The sequence below is a fragment of the Streptomyces sp. NBC_00414 genome (assembly GCF_036038375.1).
Taxonomy (GTDB): Bacteria; Actinomycetota; Actinomycetes; order Streptomycetales; family Streptomycetaceae; genus Streptomyces.
The window spans coordinates 2,984,659-3,010,824 of sequence record NZ_CP107935.1; the positions used below are offsets into that span (position 1 = coordinate 2,984,659).

General features: G+C 69.4%; 21 protein-coding genes. 8 read left to right on the plus strand and 13 right to left on the minus strand.

The features are described from left to right. Positions 1-299 precede the first annotated feature (299 nt). Positions 300-2,750, plus strand: coding sequence for a DNA gyrase/topoisomerase IV subunit A (locus OHS59_RS12780; RefSeq protein ID WP_328493533.1), 2,451 nt, complete (start codon positions 300-302; stop codon positions 2,748-2,750). Positions 2,751-2,852: 102 nt separating this feature from the next. Here OHS59_RS12780 and OHS59_RS12785 read toward each other — a convergent pair whose 3' ends face one another. After that, the gene (locus OHS59_RS12785) at positions 2,853-3,932 is read right to left on the minus strand and encodes a CobW family GTP-binding protein (RefSeq protein WP_328493534.1); all 1,080 of its coding nucleotides are present in this window, start codon (positions 3,930-3,932) and stop codon (positions 2,853-2,855) included. Positions 3,933-4,257: 325 nt separating this feature from the next. Between OHS59_RS12785 and OHS59_RS12790 the strand changes: the two genes are divergently transcribed. Both OHS59_RS12790 and OHS59_RS12795 read left to right on the plus strand, forming a co-directional pair. After that, positions 4,258-4,761 carry a DUF6082 family protein gene (locus tag OHS59_RS12790; protein ID WP_328493535.1) on the plus strand — a complete coding sequence of 168 codons (504 nt, stop codon included), beginning with the start codon at positions 4,258-4,260 and terminating at the stop codon, positions 4,759-4,761. A 343-nt stretch (positions 4,762-5,104) separates the two neighbouring features. Further along, positions 5,105-5,341, plus strand: a complete 237-nt coding sequence (locus OHS59_RS12795; RefSeq protein ID WP_328493536.1) for a hypothetical protein — start codon at positions 5,105-5,107, stop codon at positions 5,339-5,341. Positions 5,342-5,543: 202 nt separating this feature from the next. On the opposite strand, the gene OHS59_RS12800 is transcribed toward OHS59_RS12795, so the two are convergent. Continuing rightward, positions 5,544-6,725 (minus strand): citrate synthase/methylcitrate synthase, encoded by a 1,182-nt coding sequence (locus OHS59_RS12800; protein ID WP_328493537.1) that lies wholly within the window; start codon positions 6,723-6,725, stop codon positions 5,544-5,546. Positions 6,726-6,831: 106 nt separating this feature from the next. Here OHS59_RS12800 and OHS59_RS12805 point away from each other — a divergent pair, with 106 nt between their 5' ends. From OHS59_RS12805 to OHS59_RS12820, 4 genes are all read left to right on the plus strand, one after another. Next, positions 6,832-8,091: a citrate synthase family protein gene (locus tag OHS59_RS12805; protein WP_328493538.1), complete on the plus strand. Its 1,260-nt coding sequence runs from the start codon at positions 6,832-6,834 to the stop codon at positions 8,089-8,091. Between the two features lie 52 nt (positions 8,092-8,143). Continuing rightward, positions 8,144-9,094 (plus strand): sucrase ferredoxin, encoded by a 951-nt coding sequence (locus tag OHS59_RS12810; protein WP_328493539.1) that lies wholly within the window; start codon positions 8,144-8,146, stop codon positions 9,092-9,094. 136 nt (positions 9,095-9,230) lie between these two features. Continuing rightward, a complete protein-coding gene (locus OHS59_RS12815; RefSeq protein ID WP_328493540.1) occupies positions 9,231-10,916 on the plus strand; it encodes a sensor histidine kinase in 1,686 nt (561 codons plus the stop codon). Next, the gene (locus OHS59_RS12820; protein ID WP_328493541.1) at positions 10,913-11,593 is read left to right on the plus strand and encodes a response regulator; all 681 of its coding nucleotides are present in this window, start codon (positions 10,913-10,915) and stop codon (positions 11,591-11,593) included. Before OHS59_RS12815 ends, OHS59_RS12820 begins: the two co-directional genes overlap by 4 nt. 42 nt (positions 11,594-11,635) lie before the next feature. Here the strand turns inward: OHS59_RS12820 and OHS59_RS12825 are convergent, their stop codons facing one another. The 6 genes from OHS59_RS12825 to OHS59_RS12850 all read right to left on the minus strand — a co-directional run bounded on the left by OHS59_RS12825 (position 11,636) and on the right by OHS59_RS12850 (position 18,642). Next, entirely contained in the window at positions 11,636-13,228 is a 1,593-nt protein-coding gene (locus OHS59_RS12825) for a solute symporter family protein (protein ID WP_328493542.1), read from the minus strand. Beyond that, positions 13,225-13,713: a DUF485 domain-containing protein gene (locus OHS59_RS12830; RefSeq protein ID WP_328493543.1), complete on the minus strand. Its 489-nt coding sequence runs from the start codon at positions 13,711-13,713 to the stop codon at positions 13,225-13,227. The genes OHS59_RS12825 and OHS59_RS12830 overlap by 4 nt, the downstream gene beginning before the upstream one ends. Positions 13,714-13,817: 104 nt before the next feature. Further along, positions 13,818-14,498 (minus strand): response regulator transcription factor, encoded by a 681-nt coding sequence (locus OHS59_RS12835; protein ID WP_328493544.1) that lies wholly within the window; start codon positions 14,496-14,498, stop codon positions 13,818-13,820. Beyond that, the gene (locus OHS59_RS12840) at positions 14,495-15,646 is read right to left on the minus strand and encodes a sensor histidine kinase (protein ID WP_328493545.1); all 1,152 of its coding nucleotides are present in this window, start codon (positions 15,644-15,646) and stop codon (positions 14,495-14,497) included. Before OHS59_RS12840 ends, OHS59_RS12835 begins: the two co-directional genes overlap by 4 nt. Further along, positions 15,643-16,167: a DUF1453 domain-containing protein gene (locus OHS59_RS12845; protein WP_328493546.1), complete on the minus strand. Its 525-nt coding sequence runs from the start codon at positions 16,165-16,167 to the stop codon at positions 15,643-15,645. Before OHS59_RS12845 ends, OHS59_RS12840 begins: the two co-directional genes overlap by 4 nt. A 351-nt stretch (positions 16,168-16,518) precedes the next feature. Beyond that, the gene (locus OHS59_RS12850) at positions 16,519-18,642 is read right to left on the minus strand and encodes a DNA gyrase/topoisomerase IV subunit B (protein WP_328493547.1); all 2,124 of its coding nucleotides are present in this window, start codon (positions 18,640-18,642) and stop codon (positions 16,519-16,521) included. Between the two features lie 440 nt (positions 18,643-19,082). Between OHS59_RS12850 and OHS59_RS12855 the strand changes: the two genes are divergently transcribed. Next, the gene (locus OHS59_RS12855; protein WP_107021495.1) at positions 19,083-19,313 is read left to right on the plus strand and encodes a DUF7455 domain-containing protein; all 231 of its coding nucleotides are present in this window, start codon (positions 19,083-19,085) and stop codon (positions 19,311-19,313) included. Between the two features lie 135 nt (positions 19,314-19,448). On the opposite strand, the gene OHS59_RS12860 is transcribed toward OHS59_RS12855, so the two are convergent. The 5 genes from OHS59_RS12860 to OHS59_RS12880 form a co-directional block, all read right to left on the minus strand. Beyond that, positions 19,449-20,264, minus strand: a complete 816-nt coding sequence (locus tag OHS59_RS12860) for a S1 family serine peptidase (protein ID WP_328493548.1) — start codon at positions 20,262-20,264, stop codon at positions 19,449-19,451. Between the two features lie 135 nt (positions 20,265-20,399). Next, entirely contained in the window at positions 20,400-21,935 is a 1,536-nt protein-coding gene (locus tag OHS59_RS12865) for an RNA polymerase sigma factor (protein WP_328493549.1), read from the minus strand. A 407-nt stretch (positions 21,936-22,342) separates the two neighbouring features. Further along, positions 22,343-23,230 carry a FadR/GntR family transcriptional regulator gene (locus OHS59_RS12870; RefSeq protein WP_328493550.1) on the minus strand — a complete coding sequence of 296 codons (888 nt, stop codon included), beginning with the start codon at positions 23,228-23,230 and terminating at the stop codon, positions 22,343-22,345. 162 nt (positions 23,231-23,392) lie between these two features. After that, on the minus strand, positions 23,393-25,192 hold the full coding sequence (locus OHS59_RS12875; protein ID WP_328493551.1) for an ABC transporter ATP-binding protein: 1,800 nt from the start codon (positions 25,190-25,192) through the stop codon (positions 23,393-23,395). Between the two features lie 207 nt (positions 25,193-25,399). Next, positions 25,400-26,158: an NUDIX hydrolase gene (locus tag OHS59_RS12880; protein ID WP_328493552.1), complete on the minus strand. Its 759-nt coding sequence runs from the start codon at positions 26,156-26,158 to the stop codon at positions 25,400-25,402. Between the last annotated feature and the right edge of the window lie 8 nt (positions 26,159-26,166).

Below are 26,166 nucleotides of genomic sequence, written 5' to 3' on the forward strand. Positions count from 1 at the left end.
CCGCCCCCGTGAAGCCGGCCGCACGGCGCACGGCCAGAACGAGGTAGCCTCCGAAACCTCGCGCGACCGATGACGCGATAGCGTCCGGAGACCTCCGCAGGCAGCGGGGCCGGGGTTCCGACTGCCTGCCGAGACCGCCGGAATCGCTGTCTGCCAGGCCTGTTGAGCTGGTCACGCACCCGACCCGCGAGACCCGTACGGACGGGTCGTGGTCCGCGTTGTCAGTACCGCGGTCCACAATGGACCGCGTCAGAACCCGTTCATGCCCCGGCAGAGACTGTGAAGGAGTCGCAGCAGCGATGGCCCGCCGCAGCACGAAGACCCCGCCATCCGACGACTTCGAGGAGCGCATCCTCGACATCGACGTCGTCGACGAGATGCAGGGCTCTTTCCTTGAGTACGCGTACTCGGTCATCTACTCCCGAGCCCTGCCGGACGCCCGCGACGGCCTCAAGCCCGTGCACCGCCGCATCGTCTACCAGATGAACGAGATGGGGCTCCGCCCCGACCGCGGCTACGTGAAGTGCGCCCGCGTCGTCGGCGAGGTCATGGGTAAGCTCCACCCCCACGGCGACGCGTCGATCTACGACGCCCTGGTCCGCCTGGCCCAGCCCTTCTCCATGCGCCTGCCCCTGGTCGACGGCCACGGCAACTTCGGTTCGCTGGGCAACGACGACCCGCCGGCCGCCATGCGGTACACCGAGGCGAGGATGGCCGACGCCACCTCCCTCATGACGGAGTCGATCGAGGAGAACACGGTCGACTTCAGCCCGAACTACGACGGCCAGGAGCAGGAGCCGTCGGTCCTCCCGGCCGCGTATCCGAACCTCCTGGTCAACGGCGCGTCGGGCATCGCGGTCGGCATGGCGACGAACATGGCGCCGCACAACCTCGGCGAGGTCATCGCCGCCGCCCGCCACCTGATCCGCCATCCAGGCGCCGATCTCGAAACGCTCATGAAGTACGTCCCGGGCCCCGACCTGCCCACCGGCGGCCGGATCGTCGGCCTGACCGGGATCAGGGACGCGTACGAGTCGGGCCGCGGCACCTTCAAGATCCGCGCGACGGTGTCGGTGGAGAACGTGACGGCGCGCCGCAAGGGCCTCGTCGTCACCGAACTGCCCTTCACCGTCGGCCCGGAGAAGGTGATCGCGAAGATCAAGGACCTGGTCGGCTCGAAGAAGCTGCAGGGCATCGCCGACGTCAAGGACCTCACCGACCGCTCGCACGGCCTGCGCCTGGTCATCGAGGTCAAGAACGGCTTCGTGCCGGAGGCGGTCCTGGAGCAGCTCTACAAACTGACGCCGATGGAGGAGTCCTTCGGCATCAACAACGTGGCGCTGGTGGACGGCCAGCCGCTCACGCTGGGCCTCAAGGAACTGCTGGAGGTGTACCTCGACCACCGTTTCGAGGTCGTGCGCCGCCGCAGCGAGTTCCGCCGCACCAAGAAGCGCGACCGGCTGCACCTGGTCGAGGGTCTGCTCGTCGCCCTGCTGGACATCGACGAGGTCATCCGCCTCATCCGCTCCAGCGACAACTCCGCCCAGGCCAAGCAGCGCCTGATCGAGCACTTCTCACTGAGCGAGATCCAGACGCAGTACATCCTGGACACGCCGCTGCGCCGGCTGACCAGGTTCGACCGCATCGAGCTGGAGACCGAGCGCGACCGGCTCAACGGCGAGATCGACGAGCTGACCGGCATCCTGGACTCGGACACCGAACTGCGCAAGCTGGTCTCGACCGAACTGGCCGCGGTGGCCAAGAAGTTCGGCACCGACCGGCGTACGGTGCTGCTGGCGTCGGCCGGTTCCGCCGCGACGGCCGTTCCGCTGCAGGTGGCCGACGACCCGTGCCGGGTGCTCCTGTCGTCGACGGCCCTGCTCGCGCGTACGGCCAACGGCGAGCCCTTCGGGGAGAACGAGGGCCGGCGCGTCAAGCACGATCTGATCGTCTCCGCCGTCCCGGCGACGGCGCAGGGCGAGATCGGCGCGGTCACGTCCACCGGACGGCTGCTGCGGCTCAACGTCATCGACCTTCCGCAGCTGCCCGAGACGGCCTCGGCGCCCAACCTCTCCGGGGGCGCGCCGATCTCGGAGTTCCTGGCTCTGGAGGGCGACGAGCAGGTGGTCTGTCTGACGACGCTCGACGAGTCGTCGCCGGGCCTGGCGCTCGGCACGCAGCAGGGTGTGGTCAAGCGCGTGGTCCCGGACTACCCGTCCAACAAGGAGGAGCTGGAGGTCATCTCCCTCAAGGACGGTGACCGGATCGTCGGCGGGGCCGAGTTGCGCACCGGCGAGGAGGACCTGATCTTCATCACCGACGACGCCCAACTGCTGCGCTATCAGGCGTCCCAGGTCCGTCCGCAGGGCCGGGCGGCGGGCGGCATGACGGGTGTGAAGCTCACGGACGGCGCCAAGGTCATCTCGTTCACGGCGGTCGACCCGGCCGTGGACGCGGTGGTGTTCACGGTGGCGGGTTCGCGCGGCACGCTGGACGACTCGGTCCAGACGACGGCCAAGCTGACCCCCTTCGACCAGTACCCGCGCAAGGGCCGCGCCACGGGCGGCGTTCGCTGCCAGCGCTTCCTGAAGGGCGAGGACTGCCTGAGCCTGGCCTGGGCGGGCCCCGCTCCCGCCCGCGCCGCGCAGAAGGACGGAACACCCGCGGAACTGCCGGAGATGGACCCGCGACGCGACGGCTCGGGCGTCTCGCTGGCGAAGACGGTCTCGGTGGTGGCAGGACCGGCATAGCCGACACGGACAGCCGGTCCACCCGGTACAGCCGGTACAGCCGGTAGTACCGGACGGGCGACGACGCGGCGGCGCGATGGATGCAGGGAGGCGCGGGACCGGCTAAAGCCCGGTCTCCGCCTCCGGTTCCGCCTCCCCACCTTGTACGTATCTCAGGACGCCCCACATGCCGCGCTCGTCGGCGTGTGGGGCGTCGTCCTTGCACGCCTCCAGTTCCTTACCGAGGGCGAGGGTGTCGATGCCGGACCCGATGAGCACGAGCTGGGTGAGGCGCTCGTCCGAGGCCCAGGGCTCGGGATAGAACCGCAGGAACCGGCCCACCGCGTGCACGGCGTACCGGTTGCGGGGGTCGGCGGCGCCGAGGTCGACGTACCCCTTGATGCGGTAGAGGCCGTCCGGCCTGCTGTCGAGGAAGTCCATCAACCGCCTTGGCCCGAGCGGCACTTCGGAGGTGAAGGAGACCGACTCGTAGGCGGAGTGCAGATGGCCGAGGTGCCCTGCCGAGCCGTCGTCATCGCGGTCATGGTCCTCGTGCCGGTGGAGGTCGTCGAACGACAACTGGCCGATACGTTCCTCAGACGGTCGGCAGTCGAAGAGGAACTCGGGGTCGATCCGCCCGTACGAAGCCGGTACGACAGCGGCACCGTCGGCGAGCGTACGCACGACCCGGATCACCCGGTCGGGATCCGTCGCACGGTCCGCCTTGTTGACGACGACCAGGTCGGCGATGGCGAGGTGCCGGTCGATCTCGGGGTGCTTCTCGCGGGTGGCGTCGAACTCGGCGGCGTCGACGACCTCCACCAGTCCGCCGTAGACGATGTGCGGGTTCTCGCTGGCCAGGAGCATTTTCACCAGCTCCTGGGGCTCGGCGAGACCGCTCGCCTCGATGACGATCACGTCGATCCCGGAGGAGGGCCGGGCGAGCCGGTCCAGATACAGGTCGAGTTCACTGGCGTCGACGGCGCAGCACAGGCACCCGTTGCCCAGCGACACGGTGGAGTCGCCGAGCACGCCGGCCACGGCCATGGCATCGATCTCGATGGCACCGAAGTCATTGACGATGGCCCCGATACGACTGCCTCCGCCGCGGTGCAGGAGGTGGTTGAGCAGGGTGGTCTTCCCGGAACCCAGGAAGCCGGCGAGGACGAGGACCGGGATCTGCTGGGGGCTCGCCTGACTCAACGCACGACCTCTCTCACACCAATTGCGTACTCCGGCTCACGGACCGGCTCTCACGACGGGGAACCAATGCCCGCCAAGGATACGAGCCGCCCCGGAAAGCCCCCGAAGTGAACGATTGTTAGCGGCGCTCGCGGGGCACACGTCAGGCAAGGCGCCGAGTTGCGCGACCCGCGCTTCCCTCCGTGCGCCGCCTCTCCGCCTCCCAGCCGACCAGACCCTCTCGGCACTCTGGGAGACGGCAAGCGCCGCCCAACGCTTCGCCGGTCCGCTCCCTGTCGACCCGCACCCGACGACCGGCGGACGGTCGCCTGATTCGGGGGTTGACATGGCCACACAGAACTTTTGGAAGGGGCGGCTCTCCGCCGCCCGCACGAGGCTCACGTCCGCGGCCGACTCCGTCGCCACGGCCAGGGATCGGCACCGCCGACGTGCCACCCTCACGGAGCAGCACCGACTCCACTTCGATCTGCTGTGCAAAGCCATGGACGATCCCGCTCTCGCCGCGGTCCTCAACACGTACGAGAACGATGTCAGCCCTGAAAGGCAGCGCCAGTATCTCTTCGCGAATGCGCTCTACGTCAACGCTCTGTACTTCCACCGCATCGGGGCCCTGACTCGGCGCGAGTTGCACGGGCATTTCCGCGTCATATGCCAAAATAATATATTCCAGGAATACTGGGCAGCGACCCGCCACCATCGAGAGAGCCTGCCCGGCGCGTCGGAGGAGGCCGAACTAGGTCAGATCATGGACGGCCTCATCCAGGAACAGACCGAGTCGGACAGTGACGAGTGGTGGGTCGTGGGAGAGCCGCCCGAAGAGTCGCCGTGACGCGCCATCCACCCATTCCACGCGCACCGATCTCAGACCGCACAAGCCGCCCATGCACCCCGCATACCATCAATGCCCAAGATGCACACTCATCCTCGCAATTTTCCCGTCGTCAAGGCGGCACGAAGAATTTCACTCGGTTTCGCGCTGTTATGCCGCGCGCGGCCAGTGGCTTCCGATATAAATTGGCGCGTGCCCGCTATGCGGGCACTCCGAACGCACACCCATCGCTCGGAGAGTTGTGCCTCCGACGACCACCCAACGCTCGGAGCCGGCCCGTCACGAGACCGAGAACAGCTCGGGGACGACCATCTTCTCCGAGCCACAAGGCTGGTACTTATCCGTGAAAATCGTGCGACGTGTCGGGGTTTCACCACGTGAGCGTGGGAGTGCAAGTGGTCAGACCTGCCCCGACATCTTCGAGCTCGCTGACGGCAACTTCGCAGTCATCGGCCGGGAAGCCACCAAGGAACTCGACCCGGAGCTCCCGCCCGATGCCGGACGAGCCGACTACGAACGGATCGTAGTGATCACACGCGAGACTCTGGTGCGCGCGAAAGCGGATATCCCCGACGCTTGAAGTGGACAGCCAGGGAGGACCACACCCCGGCTGAGGCAGAACCGGCTGGGTGGTGAAGGCAGCATAGGCATTACTCGCGTACCCGCGTACAGGTGCTCACTGGGCGTACGCGGGTAATGCGTCACCATCGTGCGCCGACGCGCGCCAGAGGTCGCGGATGCAAGGTTTCCGGGGGCCTCGGAGTGCTCCGGAGTGAGACTCCCTAGGCCACCGCAGGAACCACAACCGGCGCCCCCGGCCCCACGTACCGCGCCGCCGGCCGAATGATCTTCGGGTCCTCCGCCTGTTCCAGGATGTTCGCGCTCCAGCCGACCACACGTGCCGCCGCGAACGTCGGCGTGAACATCTCGCGCGGGAGGCCGCAGAGCTCCATGACCACGCCCGCGTAGAACTCCACATTGGTGTGCAGCTCACGCCCCGGCTTGAGTTCCGCGAGGATCGCCTCCACCTGCCCTTCGACCTCGACGGCGAAGTCGACCAGCGGGCCGCCGAAACGCTGCGCGATCTCACGGAGCATCCGCGAGCGGGGGTCCTCGGTGCGGTAGACGGGATGACCGAAGCCCATGATGCGGTCACCCGCCAGGACCCGTTCACGAATCCAGGAGTCGATACGGTCGGGCGTTCCGATCGCGTCGAGCGTGTCCAGGGCCCGGCTCGGGGCCCCACCGTGCAGCGGACCGGAGAGGGCTCCCACCGCCCCGCCGAGACAGGCAACCACGTCAGCCCCCGTCGAGGCGATCACCCGGGCAGTGAACGTTGACGCATTGAATCCGTGATCAATGGTTGAGATCAGGTACTGCTCAACGGCCCGCGCCCGAGCAGGCTCCGGCTCCGAACCGGTCATCATGTAAAGGTAGTTGGCGGCGTACGACAGGTCCTCGCGCGGCTCGACCGGATCGAGTCCCCGCCCCAGCCGGTGGAGCGCCGTCAACAGCGTCGGGACGGCCGCCGAGGCCGCGAGCGCGTCCGCCCGGCGCTGTTCGCCGTCGAGGTCGAACACCGGCCGGAATCCACGCGCCGCTCCGAACAGCGACAACGCGGTCCTCATCCCCGCCAGGGCCCCGGCCCGCCCACTGGCCGCGGCGATGGCGGGCAGCACCGCCCGCACCTCCTCGGGCAGCCGGCGCAGCTCCGCCGTCCGCGCGGCGAAGGCGGAACGCTGCGCCGCGTCCGGTAGTTCACCGTGCATCAGCAGATGCCACACGTCCTCGAAGCCCCGGCTCCTCGCGAGTTCCACGGCCGAGTACTGGCGGTAGTGGTAGAACCCCTCGGCGCCTCTGACGTCACCCAGCAGGGTGTCGGTGACGACGACGCCCGCGAGTCCTCGCGGAACTTCGACAACAGCGCCCGTGGCCCGCCCGTTCGTGGCCCGGTTGATCGACATGCTTGCCTCCCTGAACTTGATTTGACTGTCCATGCTTGACTTATCCATTGTCAATATTGATTGAATCAATACGTGACTCGCGGATATGGGAGATACGGAGATACCCATGACGGATCAAGAAGCAGTCCCGGCACACGAGGGGCGGCGGATCAGCACCCGGGAAGCCGCTGAACTGCTCGGCGTGAAGCCGGAGACGGTCTACGCGTACGTGAGCCGTGGCCGACTCGGCAGCCGGAGCAACCCGAGCGGCCGGGGCAGCACCTTCGACCCCAAGGAGGTGGAGGCTCTCGCGCGCCGCAACAGGCGCGAGGCGGCGCTGGGTTCGCCGGCCGCGGGCACGCTCTCCGTCCGCACCCGGATCACCTTGATCGACAAGGACCGCTACTACTTCCGAGGCGTCGACGCGACCGAGCTCGCCGCACGCCATTCCTACGAAGAGGTCGCGGAGTGGCTCTGGACAGGCGCCCTACGCCCCGGCGCCACCTTCACGGCACCCGAGGCATCTGTCACGGTGGCGCGCCGCGCCGTCGATTCGCTGCCCGAGCACACGGGCCCCACCGACCGGCTCCGCGTGGCCGCCATCGCCGCGGCGACCGCCGATCCACTGCGCTTCGACCTTTCCGAACAGTCCGTGCTGGGCACCGCCCGCACCCTGATCCCCACGCTCGTCGCCGCCCTGCCGCCCAAGAGGCACGACCACCGGGACGACGGCCCACTGGCACACCGTCTGTGGTACCGGCTCAGCGGACGTGACGCCTCGGAGGCCTCGCTGCGGACCATGGACACAGCCCTCGCACTGCTCGTCGACCACGACCTGGCCGCCTCGACACTCGCCGTACGGGTGGCAGCCTCGGCCCGTGCCCATCCGTACGCCGCCGTATCGGCGGGCCTCGGCGTCCTCGAAGGCCCCCTCCACGGAGCGGCCAGCGGCCTGGCACACCGGATGCTCCTCGATGTCCTCGACCGCGGCTCGGCGGGCCCTGTGATCGCCGACGAACTGCGCGCCGGACGCCGCGTCCCGGGCCTCGGCCACCGCCTCTACCCCGGTGAGGACCCGCGCGCGCGGGCGCTGTTCGCCCTCCTGGAGGAGATCCCCGACGCCGCTCCCGCACTGGCCGCGGCCCACGACGTGGTGACGACGACCGCCCGCCACGTCCCGCTGCACGCCAACGTCGACCTCGCCCTCGCCGTCCTCACGGCCTCGTCCGGCATGCCCGCCTCGGCAGGCGAGACGATCTTCGCCGTGGCCCGGACGGCCGGCTGGATCGCCCACACCCTGGAGGAGTACGGCGAGGCGCCTCTGCGCATGCGCCCGAGCGGACACTACGTAGGAGAACGGCCACCGCAGCCACTTCCGGAGCAGTGACACCACCGGCCTCAGAGGCCACAACGAGCCAAGTCAGAATAGGCTCACCTGTGTGAGTACGTGCGCGAAGGTCTCACGAGACCTGGAGGAACCCCTCGCGGGGACCGCCGCCACGGCGAGGACGTGGCTGCTGGTCGAACAGCCCGGTCCCTGGGGTGCCGAAGCGCTGACATCGAGCCATCTGGATCCCGCGCTGGGTCGCGCCCTGACGCGGGCCACCGAGGGCACCGGCGTACGCGTCGCCCTGATCCGCCGCCCGGGACGCCACGCGGACTGCCGCACGACCGCCGAGCGTCAGGTGTACGCGGCCCACACCGCTCCGGGAAACGTATGGCTGCACAACGCCACCACGTCCGACCCCGAGCAGCTGCTCACACTTGACTTCGCCGAGCTCGGTCGAGGCCTGTCCGGCACCTTCGACGCGGTGCTCGACGGCCGCCCCCACACCGGCGACCCTCTCGCCCTCGTCTGCACCAACGGCAAGCGCGACCGGTGCTGTGCCCTGCTCGGCCGCCCCCTCGCCGCCGAACTCGCCGCCTCCGGAGTGGCGGGAGCGTGGGAGGTCACGCACCTGGGTGGCCACCGCTTCTCCCCCACGCTCCTCGTGCTGCCCTTCGGCTACGCGTACGGGCGCGCCGAGGCTCATGCGGTCAAGGAAGTCCTACAGGGTGTACGCGAAGGGCGTGTCGTCACCGAGGGCTGCCGAGGCAACTCCGCCTGGGAGCGGCCCGGTCAGGCAGCCGAACTGGCGGTGCGCACAGCGGTGGCCGAGCACGCGGCGGGCGCTCTGAACGTGGTCCGTACCGAGGGCGAGGCACCTGACTGGGAGGTGACAGTCGCCCATACCGACGGCCGCCGCTGGCTCGTCACGGTCAGCCAGGGTGCCTCGTCGCCGCCCCGGGCGGAGAGCTGCGGCTCGGCTCTCGGCTCACCCGCCCGGATGGACGTGACGACGGTCCGTGAGCTGTCGGGCACAGCCACCACGCACCACGCCACCCGCTGACCTTCCGGCCCGCCGACCTGCCGGCCCGTGGACCCAGCGGCCCATCAGCCCACCGACCCGCTGACCACGGCATTCGAACGAGATCCGGGCCACACCGCCTACGGCCCGGGCCATCGCTCCCCGTACCGTCATGGGTATGAGCCCCACTCCCCCTGCTCGACGACTCCGCCTCGGCATGCCGAGGCGGATGTTCTCGCAGGTGCTGCTGATGCAGGTGGCGATCGCCGCCGGGGTCGCCGTACTCGCGACGGGGCTGTTCCTCGCCCCTCTCAGTGAGCAGCTGGACGACCAGGCGATGCGTCGCGCGCTCGCGATCGCGCAGACCACGGCGGCGCAACCACGGCTCGCCGAGGAACTGACGTCGACGCGGCCCTCGGCCGACGGGCCCGTCCAGGCCGAGGCGGAACGGGTCCGCAAGGCGAGCGGGGCCGAGTACGTCGTGGTCATGGACATGCACGGCGTGCGCTGGTCGCACACCAATCCCGCCGAGATCGGTGGACGCGTCTCCACCGACCCTCAGCAGGCTCTGGCCGGCCGGGAGGTCATGGAGATCGACGACGGCACCCTGGGCCGCTCGGCACGCGGCAAGGTGCCGCTGCGCGACGCCGGCGGCGACATCGTGGGCGCGGTCTCGGTCGGCATCGAGTACGACAGTGTGCGCGCCCGTCTGATCCATGCGATCCCGGGGCTCTTCGCCTACGCGGGCGGCGCCATGGCCGTGGGCGCGCTGGCCGCCTATCTGATCTCGCGGCGTGTGCAGCGGCAGACCCGTGATCTGGCCTTCTCGGACATCGCCGGACTCCTGGCGGAACGTGAGGCCATGCTGCACGGCATCAGGGAGGGCGTCGTCGCGCTGGACCGCGAGGGCAGGATCCGGCTGCTCAACGACGAGGCCCGGCGGCTGCTGGGCCTCGGTGACGAGGCCGTGGGGCAGCCTCTCGGCACGGCGCTCGGCGAGGGACGTACGACCGACGTGCTGGCCGGAACCGTCAGCGGCACCGATCTGCTCACCGTCCGAGGACAGCGGGTCCTGGTCGCCAACCGCATGCCCACCGACGACGGCGGCGCCGTCGCCACCCTGCGGGACCGCACGGAACTGGAGCAGCTGGGCCGCGAGCTCGACTCCACCCGCGGCCTCATCGACGCGCTTCGCGCCCAGGACCACGAGCACGCCAACCGCATGCACACACTGCTCGGCCTGCTGGAACTGGAGATGTTCGACGACGCCGTGGAGTTCGTCGGCGAGGTGGTAGGCGACCACCGGGCCACCGCGGAACAGATCACCGAGAAGATCCACGACCCACTGCTCGCCGCCCTGCTGGTGGGCAAGGCCACCGTCGCGGCGGAGCGCGCCGTGGCCCTGACGGTCTCCGACCGGACGCTGTTCCCCGACCTGCTGGTCGATGCCCGGGGACTGGTCACGATCGTCGGGAACCTCGTCGACAACGCGCTCGACGCCGTCGCGGGCACCCTCCACGCGCGCGTGGAGGTCGAACTGCGCGCGGAAGGGCGTACCGCCGTGCTCCGGGTGCGGGACACCGGGCCTGGTATCCCCGCCGAACAACGCGAGTTGATCTTCACGGACGGCTGGTCCACCAAGGAACCGCCGGCCCACCGGGGGCGCGGGATCGGCCTGTCGCTGGTGCGACGGCTCGCTGAACGGCAGGGTGGCAGCGCACGGGTCGCGGAGGCGGCGGGCGGGGGCGCGGAATTCACGATCGTGCTGCCTGAGGCGCTTGCTGAGCCGGGGCTCACCTCCGAGCCGGAGCCCGGCCCCGCGCCGGAGAGTACCGCCACGACCACCAAGGAGGAGCCACGATGATCGAGGTACTGGTCGTGGACGACGACATCCGGGTCGCCCGGGTCAACGCCGCCTACGTGGAGAAGGTCGCCGGCTTCCATGTCGCGGGCGAGGCGCACTCGGCGGCGGAGGCACTGCGGCAGATGGAGGCGCTGCCCCATCTGGACCTGGTGCTGCTCGACCACTATCTGCCCGACCGGACGGGACTCGCGGTCGTCCAGGAGATGCGGCGGCGGGGCCTCCAGGCCGACGTGATCATGGTGACCGCCGCCCGTGACATCACCACCGTCCAGGCGGCGATGCGGCAAGGTGCCCTGCAGTACCTGGTGAAACCGTTCGCCTTCGCGGGGCTCCGCGCGAAACTTGAGGCGTACGCCGAACTGCGTCGCACCCTCGACGGCGGCGGTGAGGCCGAGCAGGCCGAGGTCGACCGGATCTTCGGCGCCCTCTCGACGGGCACGGAACCTGATCTGCCCAAGGGGCACTCCCCCACCACCGCGGAGGCAGTGCGCCAGGCCCTGGTAAACGCGGAAAACCCCCTGTCCGCCCAGGAGATCGCCGAGCTGACCGGCCTCAGCCGGCAGACCGCCCAGCGCTATCTGAAGCTTCTGGAGCGCACCGGCCGGGCCACGCTGAGCCTCAAGTACGGTGACGCGGGCCGCCCCGAACACCGCTATGTCTGGGCGACCCGCCCCTGACGACGCCACGGGCCGACCCGATCTCGAAGCCCCCAAGCCTCGTCAGACCGCCCCCGCCCCCGTCAATGCCCGCACCTCGGTCTCCGCGTGTTTGGCCTCGTCCGGCGCCTCCGTCGAAGTGACCGTGCCGAGCCAGCCCGCCAGGAAACCCATCGGGATGGACACCAGGCCCGGATTGTCCAGCGGGAAGTACTGGAGGTCGGCGCCCGGAAACAGCGAGCCGGGGCTGCCCGACACCACGGGCGACAGCACCACGAGCACCAGGGCCGGCAGCAGGCCCCCGTACACGGACCACACCGCGCCGCGTGTCGTGAAGTTCCGCCAGAACAGTGAGTAGAGCAGGACGGGCAGGTTCGCCGACGCGGCGACCGCGAAGGCGAGCCCCACCAGGAACGCCACATTGAGGTCGCGCGCGAGCAGGCCGAGCGCGATGGCCACGACGCCGACCCCGACCGCGGCGGTCCGCGCCACGGCCACCTCGCTGCGCGGCTTCGCGCGCCGTCGCCGCAGCGACGCATACAGGTCGTGGGCCACGGACGCCGACGAGGCGAGCGTGATGCCGGCGACCACCGCGAGGATAGTTGCGAAGGCGATCGCGGCGACGATCGCAAAAAGAACCGTTCCTCCAGTGGACGCGGCACCGCCGCCCAGATCCAGCGCCAACAGAGGAACCGCCGTGTTCCCTGCCGCGTTCGACCCGCGTACTGCATCGGGGCCGACGATCGCCGCCGCTCCGAATCCCAGCACGATCGTCATCAGGTAGAACCCGCCGATCAGTCCGATCGACCAGACGACCGAGCGACGGGCGGCCCGGGCGGTCGGCACGGTGTAGAAGCGCGACAGGATGTGCGGCAGGCCCGCCGTGCCGAGCACCAGCGCTAGGCCCAGGCTGATGAAGTCGAGGCGCGCCGTCCAGTCCCCGCCGTACTTCAGCCCCGGCGCGAGGAACGACTTCCCGTGCCCGCTCCGCTCCGCCGCCGTACGCAACAACTGGTTGAAGTCCCCGTGGAACCGCATCAGGACGAGCACGGTCAACGCGATCGCCCCGCCCATGAGCAGGACCGCCTTGACGATCTGGATCCACGTGGTGGCCCGCATCCCGCCGAACGACACATAGACGACCATGAGCGCGCCGACGCCGATGACCGTCCACGTCTGGGCGGCCTCGCTCGTGCCTCCCAACAGCAGCGCGACCAGGCTGCCCGCCCCCACCATCTGCGCCACCAGATAGAGAACGGACACGGTCACCGAGGAGGTTCCGGCGGCGATGCGCACCGGCCGCTCACTCATACGTGCGGCGACGACGTCGGCGAGCGTGAACCGCCCGCAGTTGCGGACCAGTTCGGCGACCAGGAACAGCACGACCAGCCACGCGACGAGAAAACCCACCGAGTACAGCAGCCCGTCGTAGCCGAAGAGCGCGATCAGCCCCGAGATACCGAGGAAGGAGGCGGCGGACATGTAGTCGCCCGCGATGGCAAAACCATTCTCCATCGGTGAGAAGAGCCGGCCGCCCGCGTAGAACTCCTCCGCCGAACCGTGCCGGTGACGGCTCACCCAGGTCGTGATCCCCAGAGTGATCGCGACGAACACGCTGAAGAGCAGCAGGGCCAACGTCTGATGGTTCCCGGTCACCGCTCACCACCCGTGACGCCACGCGTCAGTTCCTGTGTGTCCCAGCGCAGATCGAGCGCGGCGCGGTCTCTGCGCAGCCGTGCGTGCCGCGCGTACGCCCAGGTGAAGAGGAACGTCGTGAGGAACTGTCCGAGCCCCGCGACCATCGCCACGTTCACCGCGCCGACGACGGGCCGCGCCATGAAGGCCGGTGCCGTGGTCGCCGTCACGACATAGGCCACGTACCAGGTGAAGAAGACGGCGACGGCCGGGATCACGAACCTCCGATACCGGCCGCGCACCTCCTGGAAGGCAGCGCTGCGCTGCACCTCCAGATAGACATCGGCGGCGCGTGCGCTTCGGTCCTCCTGCTCCCCGCGCGCGGGCGGCACAGTTGGAGCGGGCTCACCCGTACCGTCCAACTCGCCCCACCCGGAGGCGAGCGCGTCGTACCAGGGGTCGTCGATCCGGACCTTTCCGGGGTCGGGACCGTCGTGCTTCTCCACCGAACTCTCCTTGTCCGCCGCCCGTTTCGGCCGCGTGCCCAAGGATGGACAGAACGGGAAGATCCCTGACTCTTCTCTCCCCGCACTTCACCCCATCAGGTGACTCACCCCCCTGGTGGCCGCACAAGTCCCTTCCCGAAGGCGTAACGGACGGCCTGCGCACGGTCCCTGAGTCCCGTCTTTGCGAAGAGGTTGTTGATGTGGATCTTCACCGTGGCCGTGGACACCTGCAGCTTGCGGGCGATCTCCTGGTTGGTCAGGCCGTCGGCGATCAGCACCAGCACCTCCGTCTCCCGCAGGGTGAGCCCGTCCGGAGCCTCCTGAGCGGGCACGACAGCCTGCGGTTCCGACAGTCGCTCCAGCAAACGTCGCTGGATGCCCGGCGAGAACCCCGCGTCCCCGGACAGCACACTCCGCACGGCTCGGACGATCTCGTTCCCGTCCGCGTCCTTGGTGAGATAGCCGCGAGCGCCCGCTCGCAGAGCGGGAAACAGCGACTCGTCGTCGGCGAACGTGGTGAGCACGACGACCTGCGTCCTCGGATGCTCGGACCTGATGCGCCTGGTCGCCTCGACTCCGTCGCAGCGAGGCATGCGCAAATCCATCAGCACCACGTCCGGGTCGAGCTCGGCCACCAGCCGTACCGCCTCGTTTCCGTCGGCGGCCGCACCGACGACCTCGATCCCCGGCAGCAGGCCGAGCAGCATCACGATGCCCTCGCGCACCACGGTCTGGTCGTCCGCCACCACGACACGAGCAGGCTGCGCACCGGACTCCGCCGTCATACGGGCACCTTCAGCGTCACCACGAACCCCTCCTCGTACGGTCCGGCCTCCAGCGAGCCGCCCAGCAGCTCGGCCCGCTCCCGCATTCCGAGCAGACCGTATCCGGCGCCGGTGTGGGTGAACTCTCCCGGCGGTGCACCCGAATCCCGTACACGCAGCGTCACTTCGTTCCTGCCGTAGTCCATGCGTATGCGGACCTTGGCGCCCGGCGCGTGCTTCCGGACGTTCGTCAGGGCCTCCTGAGCGACCCTGCGGACCGCCTGGGACACCTCGGCCGACAGCAGTCGTCGTTCACCCGTGACAGTGACATCGGCGCCGGCGGAATCGGCGACGAGCTCGCTCAGGAACTCCTCCAGCGGGGACAGCTCGCCGCGCAGCGCGGAAAGTGCCTGTCTGGTCTCGGCGAGCCCTTCGCGGGCCATCCTTCGTGCGGCCACGACACGGTCGAGGACCTGGTCCCTCTCGCCTCCTCCCTCGATCAGCAGTCGGGCCGCCTCCAGGTGCACCAGCTGGGCCGAGAGGCTGTGCGCCAGCACGTCGTGGATCTCCCGCGCGATCCTGGCCCGCTCCGCCAGTGCCGCGGACTCCGCCTCGGCCGCACGCGCCGCACGCTCCTGCGTGAGGAGCCGCTGGGTGCTGCCGCGGGCCTCGGCATCCAGCCGGAGCACGTAGCCGATCAGGGCGATCCCTCCGGTCGTGGCCACGGTGGCCGGCCAGCCGTCGTGATCGGCGACCGTGTACGCCCCCAGCGCCACGAAGGTGGCCGGCAGGCCGGCCACCAGGGGCAAACGCTCCATCGCGAGGACGCCGCACACGCACCACAGGACAAGGGCAGGGCCCCGGAGACCCACGCCGTGTGCCACCAAGGCGACCGCGAACAGCAGGGCGAACAGTCCGAGGGAGGGCAGGAGCCGGTGGTCGAGCGTGGTCCTCGTGAAGCCCCAGGCCCCGAATCCGCAGGCGAGGACGCCCAGGACGGCCGCCGCAATGCCCCAGCCGTGCAGGTCGCTGCCCTTGAAGATCGTCACCAGGAGGATCCCGGCGGCCAAGATGCGGGCGGCCATGGTGAGTGCGTGCCTGGCCCTGTGCACCCCCTCTCCGGAGAGGGCCTCGCGGGAGGGCCAGCGCTGCCAGACGTTCTCCGTCACACGTGCTCCTTCCACGAGGGGCGAGCCACGTCTTCCCCGAGGGCCGCGCTCTGCCCGGCCACCGGATGCAGTCCCTGTGCCCGCCAGGCCAGGATGCCGGAACGGACGAGGAGTGTCAGAGCGAGTCCGAGGAGCAGGGCCGAGGTGCCCTGGTGGAGGCCGAACGCGGCTCCGAGTCCGGCCAGACCCGCCCGCAGGGCTATGCCGGTGACCCAGACGCCGACGCCGGCCTTGCTGCCACTGCTCCACACCGATCCGTCCGGCGTCGTCCAGATGCGGGTGGTCCATGCCCAGCCGAGGCCGGTGCCGAGCGCAATGAGGAGTTCGACGCCGAGGAGGAGAACCGATGCCGTCCGGTGGTCGGGATCCAGCAGGCCCGGTTCACGCACGGCGAGAAAGATCAGCACCGCGGGTGCGGCCCACCAACGCCTGTCCGCGTCCATCCGCCGGGGGCGGAACTGGCGGGCGATCACCAGGACGACTACGGCGACAATCGCCAGAACATCGACAAGCCCGGACATCGCGGCCTCCGTGAGCAAGGAGAGGAAGGTGCCGGCAGCGGGTGCTGTCGACGCCTTCGACGCTACGGAAACGAGCCGGTCGGCAGATCGGAGCCAGGGTGGATCGTGGCGACTGTCGGCCTCCACCCACGGGTGGAGGCGATCTCCTGCGCACCTTCCCCGCGCCCTCCCGGAGCTGCCCGCACCCTCCCGGGGCTCCTCGCACCCTCCTGGAGCTCCCCCGTGCCCTTACGGAGCACAGCGACCGAAGGCGCCGCGTCCGACGGGAGGTGCGTGCCAAAACAGCGTGCGACGGAACAGCATGCGACGGGGCCGACCGATGTACCGGCCGGCCCCGTCGGATCAGATCACCTACGCGTCGATGCGCGAGCGGTCCAGCGTCGCCGCGGAGCTGGAGATGAACTCCTTGCGCGGGGCGACGTCGTTGCCCATCAGCAGGTCGAAGACCTGCTCAGAGGCTTCGAGGTCGGTGATGTTGATCCTGCGCAGCGTGCGATGGCGCGGGTCCATGGTCGTCTCGGCCAACTGGTCGGCGTCCATCTCCCCGAGACCCTTGTAGCGCTGGATCGAGTCCTTGTACCGCACGTTCTTCCGCTGGAGCTCCAGCACGGTCTCCCGAAGCTCCCGGTCCGAGTACGTGTAGATGTACTTGTCCTGGCCCTTCTTGGGCTGGCTCAGCTCGATCCTGTGCAGCGGCGGCACTGCCGCGAACACCCGGCCGGCCTCGACCATGGGCCGCATGTAGCGCTGGAAGAGCGTCAGGAGCAGGCAGCGGATGTGCGCGCCGTCGACATCGGCGTCGACGAGCAGGATGATCTTCCCGTAGCGGGCGGCGTCGAGGTCGAACGTGCGTCCCGAACCCGCTCCTATGACCTGGATGATCGCGCCGCACTCGACGTTCTTCAGCATGTCCGACACGGACGACTTCTGAACGTTGAGGATCTTTCCGCGGATCGGCAGGAGGGCCTGGAATTCGGAGTTCCGGGCGAGCTTGGCCGTACCGAGCGCCGAGTCGCCCTCGACGATGAACAGCTCGCTGCGCTCCACGTCGTCGCTGCGGCAGTCGGCGAGCTTGGCGGGCAGCGAGGAGGACTCCAGGGCCGTCTTCCGCCGCTGAGCGTCCTTGTGCTGGCGGGCCGCGATCCGCGTACGGGCGGCGGCCACCGCCTTCTCCAGGACGACACGGGCCTGTGCGGCCGCGTCCCGCTTCGTGGAGGTCAGGAACGCCTTGAGCTCCCTGGAGACCACGTTCGTCACGATGCGACGAGCCGCGGAGGTGCCGAGCACCTCCTTCGTCTGTCCCTCGAACTGGGGCTCCGCGAGTCGGACGGTGACAACGGCGGTGAGGCCCTCCAGGGCGTCGTCCTTGACGACGTCGTCCTCGGCGACGCGCAGCAGCTTCTTGGTCCGCAGCACTTCGTTGACCGTCTTGGCGACAGCCTGTTCGAAGCCCGCCACGTGGGTTCCGCCCTTGGGCGTGGCGATGATGTTCACGTACGACTTGAGTGTCGTGTCGTAGCCCGTGCCCCAGCGCATCGCGACGTCGACACCCAGCTCGCGGGTGACTTCGGTCGGAGTCATCTGTCCGTGGTCGTCGAGGACCGGGACCGTCTCCTTGAAGCTGCCCTGGCCGGAGAAGCGGAGCACGTCGCAGACGGGCTTGTCGGAGGCCAGGTACTCGCAGAACTCGCTGATGCCGCCGTCGAAGCGGAACGACTCCTCGCCCTTGCTGCCGCCCTCGCCGAGCCCGAACTCGTCACGGACGACGAGGGTCAGGCCGGGCACCAGGAAGGCGGTCTGCCGGGCGCGCTGGTGCAGGTGCTCCAGGGAGAGCTTGGCGTCCTTGAGGAAGATCTGGCGGTCGGCCCAGTACCTCACGCGGGTGCCGGTGCGGGTCTTGGGGACCCTCTTGAGCTTGCGCAGGCCGGACGACGCGTCGAACGTGGCATCGGCGCCGTCGCCCTTGAAGGCGCCGGGCGTGCCCCGCCGGAAGCTCACCGCGTGGGTGTTGCCCCCGCGGTCGACCTCGACGTCCAGGCGGGCCGAGAGCGCGTTCACCACGGAGGCGCCCACGCCGTGCAGGCCGCCGGAGGCCGCGTACGAGCCGCCACCGAACTTGCCTCCGGCATGCAGCTTGGTCATCACGACCTCGATGCCCGAAAGACCGGTTTTGGGCTCGACATCCACCGGAATGCCGCGGCCGTTGTCCCGCACCTCGACAGAACCGTCGTCGTGCAGGGTCACGTCGATGTGGTCGCAGTAGCCTCCGAGTGCCTCGTCCACGGAGTTGTCGATGATCTCCCAGAGGCAGTGCATCAGACCGCGGCTGTCGGTCGATCCGATGTACATGCCCGGGCGCTTCCGCACGGCCTCAAGACCTTCGAGGACGAGCAGGTGCCGCGCGGTGTAGTTGGAACCGTCACGGTCTGCTCCGGTCAGCAGGGCTGTGGACGGCACGGACGTCTCGGCGGTCACGCGGTTCGCTCCTCGCTGAATTTCAGTTGGGGCCCTTTTGGGTAAGGGTCCGGCTTCGGTCACCGGTCTGAGGGTACCGAGGCCTGGTAGAGCCGTTGTAACGCCACCCTCGTCCCAAACGCAGGGTAGTCCAGAGTCGTATGCTTGTTCGATCCCTCGTTGGAGTGAAGTACATATCACGTTCCCTTCCAGGCATGAACCATTTAGGCTCCGGGCACGTCCTCAAGAACAACCGGCAAGCCAGCCGGGAGGACTGAACCTGACAGAGCGCGAACCCGTAAGACACGAAGACACGCAATACGGCTCATTCGCCGCCAACCGGCAGCAGACAGCCGACTCGGAAAGATTTTTTTCGAGGAAGAGCCACGAGCGGGAACGTTTTCGGCCTGGTTGGATGTTGACCCTGGTACGACAGCTCGTCGAGCTAGAGAAGAGGCGACGTGACTACTGTTCTGACCCCCGCGAGCCCACTGACGGCCGCTGACCGCTGCGACCGTTGCGGCGCCCAGGCATATCTGCGCGTCGTCCTCCTCAACGGTGGTGAACTGCTCTTCTGCGCCCACCACGGGCGCAAGTTCGAGCCGGAACTCAAGAAGATCGCCGCTGAGATACAGGACGAGACGGAGCGGCTGACCGCTGCCCCGGCAAGCGCCAATGACGAAGAGCACTGACACTTCGCGCAGACGACGAGCCATCTCCGGCACAGGCCGGTGACCGGGCGGCCGCCCCTGGTTCCAGGGGCGGCCGTTCGCGCTCGTGACTGCGGAAGAGCGCTCATGCCCGCAGGAGCCACCGCACGACAACCGTCAGTGGCCCCTTGCGAGCGCTGTGACGACCCCTGAGACCCGCGTGTAGACCCCGGGGCTGCCGGCCCGCCCACAGCCGCTTCCCCACGACACAAGGCCGATCAGCCGCCCCTGAGCGACCAGCGGCCCGCCACTGTCCCCCTGACACGCGTCGCGGCCGCCACTCTCCTCCCCCGCGCACAGCATGGAGCCGGCGAGATACGTTCCGTCGGCACTGCCCGGATAGGCCCTCTCGCAGACGGCGTCGGGCAGCACCTGCACGTGCGAGGCCCGCAGGGCACTGGCGTAGTCCCCGCCCCCCGTCGTGTCGCCCCAGCCGTAGACCACGGCACCCGTACCGGGCTTGTACGCGGGATCTCCGGCGCCGGCCATGCGCATGACCGAACCGGCGGCGAGCGGTTCCGCCAGGGTGAGTACGGCGAAGTCCCCGGAGTTCGTGTAGGCGTCGTGCCGCGGATTGATCCGGACGTCGCGTACGGCGATCTCCTCGCCCCCGTCCGCCCGTAGGTCCCCGCGCCCCGCGACGATCCTCAGATCACGGACCTGCCGAGGGGGCGCACCCAGCACTTCCTCGCCCAGACAGTGGGCGGCGGTCAGCACCGTGGTCCGCCCGATCACCACTCCCCCGCAGAACTGTCCCGCACGTGTACCCCCGAACCGGTCACGGCTGGACAGGGCCACCATCCAAGGGGTCTCGGCGATCTCCACCGGGTAGCCGCCGATGACGACGTCGGCCGTCGCGGGGGCCGGGGACGCCAGCGGTATCACGGCCGCCACGGCCGCGAGGGCCAGTACTCGGGCGAAGGTACGACGCATGCGCGCTCCTCACTCTGGGGTTGTCACGAGACACCCAGAGTGATTCAGACGGCGGCACTTCGCACTCCGCGCGGACCGAGGGCCCGGCTCCCCTCACGGGAAACCGGGCCCTCGGTGACGTACTGCGGCCGCGGCCTAGTCGAGGTAGTCGCGCAGGACCTGCGAGCGCGACGGGTGACGCAGCTTCGACATAGTCTTGGACTCGATCTGGCGGATGCGCTCGCGCGTCACGCCGTACACCTTGCCGATCTCGTCGAGGGTCTTCGGCTGACCGTCGGTGAGACCGAAGCGCATCGAGACGACGCCCGCCTCGCGCTCGGACAGGGTGTCCAGCACGGAGTGCAGCTGCTCCTGGAGGAGCGTGAAGCTGACCGCGTCGGCCGGGACGACCGCTTCCGAGTCCTCGATGAGGTCACCGAACTCGCTGTCGCCGTCCTCGCCCAGGGGGGTGTGGAGGGAGATCGGCTCACGACCGTACTTCTGGACCTCGATGACCTTCTCGGGGGTCATGTCGAGTTCCTTGGCCAGCTCCTCCGGGGTGGGCTCGCGGCCCAGGTCCTGGAGCATCTGGCGCTGCACGCGCGCGAGCTTGTTGATGACCTCGACCATGTGCACCGGAATACGGATGGTGCGGGCCTGGTCGGCCATGGCGCGGGTGATCGCCTGGCGGATCCACCACGTGGCGTACGTCGAGAACTTGTAGCCCTTGGTGTAGTCGAACTTCTCGACCGCGCGGATCAGACCGAGGTTGCCCTCCTGGATGAGGTCCAGGAAGAGCATGCCGCGGCCGGTGTAACGCTTGGCCAGGGAGACCACCAGACGGAGGTTGGCCTCCAGGAGGTGGTTCTTGGCGCGGCGGCCGTCCTCGGCGATGATCTCCAGCTCGCGCTTGAGCTTCGGCGCGAGCTTGTCGGCGTTGGCCAGCTTGTCCTCGGCGAACAGACCGGCCTCGATGCGCTTGGCGAGCTCGACCTCCTGCTCGGCGTTGAGCAGCGGGACCTTGCCGATCTGCTTGAGGTAGTCCTTGACCGGGTCGGCGGTTGCACCGGCGGCGGCGACCTGCTGCGCGGGAGCGTCGTCCTCGTCCTCGTCGGACAGTACGAAGCCCTGGGCGCCGTCCTCGGTGGGCTCCTCGCCGGACTTGGCCGTACCCGGAGTCTCCTCGGTCGCCTCGTCGTCCTGCTCGGCGTCGTCCTTCTTGGCGGTGGTCTTCTTCGCCGCCGTCTTCTTGGCGACGGTCTTCTTCGCGACGGCCTTCTTGGCGGTCGTCTTCTTGGCCGCGACCTTCTTGGCGGACGCGTCCTCGGCGGGATCGTCGACGTCAGGCATCACCGGCGTGGCGGTGGCGGTGGCCTTCTTGGCCGTCGCCGTCTTCGCCGCGACGGTCTTGGTGGCGGTGCGCTTGGCGGGACTCTTCGCTGCGACGCTCTTCCGGGTGCGCTTCGGCTCCGCGGCACTGACCATCAGCGTCACACCCTCTTCCTCGAGGATCTGGTTGAGGCTGCGCAGTACGTTCTTCCACTGAGTGGCCGGAATCTGGTCAGCTTCGAAGGCCCGACGCACGTCATCGCCGGCGATCTGCCCCTCAGCCTTTCCCCGCTCAATGAGCGCCATGACAGAGACGGACTCGGCGATCTCCGGCGGGAGCGTACGGGATGTGCTGGCCGACACGAACAACCTCTCGGAACGTTGGAAAACGGCTTCCGGCCCCGTCCACTGCGGAGAGGAGCCGACGACCGCCGACTTTGGAATGGGCCGACGGCGCGGGCGGGAGCCTAGAAGAGTCACAGCGCCTGAAGCGGCGCTCATATTCCCTACTCGGCTGTCACCTCTTAGGTCATCGCGCTGTCCCGAAGAGTGTTACGCCCAATCTGCGTGGCCCGAGTCACACCCCGTAAGCGCCTAAAAACGGCCAGATACGGTCAGAGGTGGACAGTCGACGGTTCCAGCATCCCATCACACCGCCGGGCCCCGCCGGATCCTTCAGGAATCCGGTGGGGCCCGGCGGCAGACGGTTCGCCGGCCAAGCGGTGCCACGCGAGGCGGTTGCTCCCGGTCGCGCCACCCGCGGTACGCGATCAGTGCTCGCGCGGCGCGGGCACGACGCGCTCCACCTCGGGGTGGACGGTGAGCAGCTGCCGCATGGCCGCCTCGGCACCCGAGGCGTCACCCGCCGCGAGGGCGTCGGCGATGCGGGCGTGGTGCGAGAGGGATGCCTCGTTCGGCCGGTCGCAGCCCGCGACCGGACCACCGGAGACCTGGAGCGCGGCCGACACGATCCCGGAGAGATGTTCCAGCATGCGGTTGCCCGCGACCTGGATGAGCAGCGAATGGAATTCGGCGTCGGCCCGCGAGAAGGTGAGCGCGTCACCCTGCCCCATCGCGTGGCCCATGATCTCGACCATGTCGGTGAGCCGCTGCTGGACCTCCGGGCGTCCGTGTCCGGCGGCGAGGCGGGCGGCCAGCGGCTCGATCGTCCAGCGCAGCTCGGCCAGCTCACGACGCTGGTCGTCGCGCTGCGGGCCGAAGGCGCGCCACTCGATGATGTCCGGGTCCAGGAGGTTCCAGTCGCTGACCGGACGCACGCGTGTGCCGACATTGGGGCGGGCGCTGACCAGTCCCTTCGCCTCAAGGACACGGAGCGATTCACGGACGACGGTGCGGGAGACCTCGAATCGCTGCCCGATCTCCTCGGGAACGAGCGGACGGTCGGCACCGAGGTCACCGGAGACGATCATCTGACCCAGCTGCTGAACCAGTTGGCCATGCAGGCCCCGGCCGCGGCTTCCGGCGGCGCGTCGGCCCATGCGGCCCAGATCCGGGTCTGTGGCATCCCACACAGAGCCGCCGCCGCGGCCCGCGGCGGGTCCCTCCGCATAGGGATAGCGGTCGAGTTCGCCCGGTCCGGCGAGGCCGGAGTCTGCGGAACGGGCGGCGGTCATCATGGTGTGCGCAAGGGTAGTCACGGATCCTTTGTCGGCGTCGTCTCCAACTCCCTTGAGGTCTTTGGTGAAAAGCACACGAAAGGGTGATCGCTCACCCCGTCGTAATTGACGCCTTATCGGAAAGAAATGGGCGTTCTGCGTGGAGTTGTGCACACGAGGGGAACACACGTGCACGGTCGGTCGTCATCGGACCCTGCTCCGCAGCGTCGTGAGCAGATATGCGCAGAGCAGGGCCGTGACTGACAACATCAGTGCGCTGCCGACAGGTTGGGCGATCACTCCTGCCGCGGCGGCCAGATAGTGCTCGCCCCCGAACGGCCACTGCACCAGCACGAGCTCGCGCAGCCGGGTCGAGAATCCGGCAGCCGTCCGGACCGACGGCCCTTCCAGGACCTTTTGTACGACCGGCACGACCAGGATCGGCACGGCGAGAACCGCCGCGAGTCCGGCGGTCGTGGACCGGAAGATGCCCGCCGCCAGAACCCCCGCCCAGGCACAGCCGACCACCAGGCCGATCCAACTCGCACCCAGTGAGATCCGGTCCGGGGGAACCCCGGTCAGTTCCCGTCCGTAGACGAGGTGGAGCAGTTCGGCGTTCAAACCGACCACACCGAGGGCCAGCGTCAGCGCGGTGGCGGCCGCGACGACGAGTTTGGCGGCCAGCAGCCCGAGGCGACGGGGGACGGTACCGCGGTCCGCGGCCAGTGCGGGGTGGCGGAACTCGTCACCGAAGGCGAAGGCGCCGAGCAGTCCCGCGCCGAGCGCCGCGGGCGGCAGGGGGAAGTCCCGCGGCCACGCGGCGAGCAGCCGCGCCTGCGGCGTGTGTCCCGCCCTTGCCAGGAGTACAGCGATGACGGCGGAGGTCACGAGCACGGCGGCAGCAGTCAGCCAGCCCGTACCGACTCCTGTCGCGCGGCGCAGTTCGTAGCGCAGCGGACGCAAGGGACCGGCGCCCTGGCGGACGGTGATGGGCGGCGGGAGGGGTGACAACTCGTGCGCACCCTGCCCCACGGCGCTCCGCGCCGGCGCCCCGTTCTCAGCCTCAGCTTCGGCTTCGGCTTCGGCTTCGGCTTCGTCAGGCCGCTTCTCCGGTTCCGGCCCGGGCGTCGGCCCCATGTCCCCGACCTCGTCGGCGAGTTGGTGTACGAGGATGCCGTGGCGGTAGGCGGCCTCACCGACGTCGGAGCAGGTGCTGCCGTACACGGAGAGGCGATTGCCGTCCTCCTGCACGACCTCCACGGAGCACCTGGCGGTGCGGGCCTCCTTGGTCAGCAGAGCACCGAGCCGGGCGGCGTGCGGGCTCCGGACGGCGACGCGGGGCCGGAGCCTGGTGCGTGAGAAGTCCGCGACCTCCTGGTCGGCGACGAGCCTGCCCTTCTCCAGCGTGACGACCCGGTCGGCGGTCCGCGCGGCCTCCTTGGGGTCGTCCGTGGCGAACAGCACGGTGCCGCCGGCGCCTGCGTGGGCTCGCAGAACCCCATGCAGCCAACGGCTTTCACGGGCCGAGAGTTCGTCGGTGGCGCCGTCGAGCACGAGCGTGTGCGGATCGGACAGCAGGGCACAGGCGAGGCCCAGGCGGCGGTCCATGCCTCGCGAGAGGGTGCCCAGGCGTTCGTCGCGCAGGCTGACGAGGCCCACCACCTCCAGGACGTCGTCGGCACGCCGTGCGGGTACACCCGCCGCGGCGCACATCATGCGGAGTTGGCCTCGGACCGTGCGTGCCGGATGGCCGGGGACCGCTCCGAGGAGAACACCCACCTCGCGCGAGGGGTGGGCGATGCGATGCAGCGGGCGGCCTCTGAAGTAGGTGATTCCGCGGCCCTGTTGCAGTTCGAGCATGAGCCTGAGCGCGGTCGTCTTGCCTGCGCCCGGGGCGCCGAGGAGCGCCGTGACGCGACCTGGGGACACCTCGAAGGAGACGTCGTCGACAGCGGGGGGAAGCTCCTTGCGGGCGTTGCTGGTCAGTCCGATGGCCTGGATCACCCAAAGCAAGATAGCGCGATATGTCACGTTTTCCGGGCACCTTGGGCGCGCCCGGAAGCAGGCTCCTTGGCAGTCCGGCCACTTGGGCGGACCGCCGGCGTCGAGGCCGACCGCCCTCGGGACTGTCTGGCAAATCCCGTCGTCGCCAAAGGGCGGCCTGGCGTCGCCAGGCAGGCGGGATCTGTCGTACAAGCTCTGGGGCAGGAGTCAGACTTCGGGGCGGAGCATCGGCGGGTTGAGCAGGGTGGCGCCGCCCGCGCGGAAGAGCTGGGCGGGGCGACCGCCCTGCCGGGTCGTCGTTCCGCCCGTGGGGACGAGGAAGCCCGGCGTTCCGGTCACCTTGCGGTGGAAGTTGCGCGGGTCGAGCGCCACGCCCCACACCGCCTCGTACACCCGGCGCAGTTCGCCGACCGTGAACTCGGGCGGGCAGAAGGCGGTGGCCAGCGACGAGTACTCGATCTTGGAACGGGCGCGCTCCACGCCGTCCGAGAGGATCTGGGCGTGATCGAAGGCGAGCGGGGCCGCCTGCTCTCCGTCACGGCCGTAGCCGCTCTGGTGAAGCAGGTCCTCGACGGGAGCCCAGCGGGCGCTGTTCGCGTCTCCGCCCGCTCTGGGCGCGGGCAGGTCGGGTGCGAGGGCTAGGTGAGCGACGCTGACAACCCTCATCCGCGGGTCACGCTTGGGGTCGCCGTAGGTCGCGAGCTGTTCCAGGTGTGCCCCGTTCGCCTGCGGGGGAGCGTCCGGTGCGTGGGCGCTCAGCCCGGTCTCCTCCCTCAGTTCCCGCGCCGCGCCCTGGGACAGGTCCTCGTCCGGTCGCACGAAACCGCCGGGCAGCGCCCACCGTCCCTGGAAGGGCGGCTCACCCCTGCGTACCGCCAGTGCGCACAGGGCGTGACGACGCACGGTCAGCACGACCAGGTCGACGGTGACAGCGAACGGCGCGAAGGCTGACGGGTCGTAAGGCATGCCGCGAT

Coding starts and splice junctions, on each gene's coding strand:
- OHS59_RS12815 (WP_328493540.1), top strand. CDS start 9,231: ATGAGCCCCACTCCCCCTGCTCGACGACTCCGCCTCGGCATGCCGAGG.
- OHS59_RS12845 (WP_328493546.1), bottom strand. CDS start 16,167: ATGTCCGGGCTTGTCGATGTTCTGGCGATTGTCGCCGTAGTCGTCCTG.
- OHS59_RS12860 (WP_328493548.1), bottom strand. CDS start 20,264: ATGCGTCGTACCTTCGCCCGAGTACTGGCCCTCGCGGCCGTGGCGGCC.
- OHS59_RS12835 (WP_328493544.1), bottom strand. CDS start 14,498: ATGACGGCGGAGTCCGGTGCGCAGCCTGCTCGTGTCGTGGTGGCGGAC.
- OHS59_RS12790 (WP_328493535.1), top strand. CDS start 4,258: ATGGCCACACAGAACTTTTGGAAGGGGCGGCTCTCCGCCGCCCGCACG.
- OHS59_RS12820 (WP_328493541.1), top strand. CDS start 10,913: ATGATCGAGGTACTGGTCGTGGACGACGACATCCGGGTCGCCCGGGTC.
- OHS59_RS12880 (WP_328493552.1), bottom strand. CDS start 26,158: ATGCCTTACGACCCGTCAGCCTTCGCGCCGTTCGCTGTCACCGTCGAC.
- OHS59_RS12800 (WP_328493537.1), bottom strand. CDS start 6,725: ATGTCGATCAACCGGGCCACGAACGGGCGGGCCACGGGCGCTGTTGTC.
- OHS59_RS12805 (WP_328493538.1), top strand. CDS start 6,832: ATGACGGATCAAGAAGCAGTCCCGGCACACGAGGGGCGGCGGATCAGC.
- OHS59_RS12780 (WP_328493533.1), top strand. CDS start 300: ATGGCCCGCCGCAGCACGAAGACCCCGCCATCCGACGACTTCGAGGAG.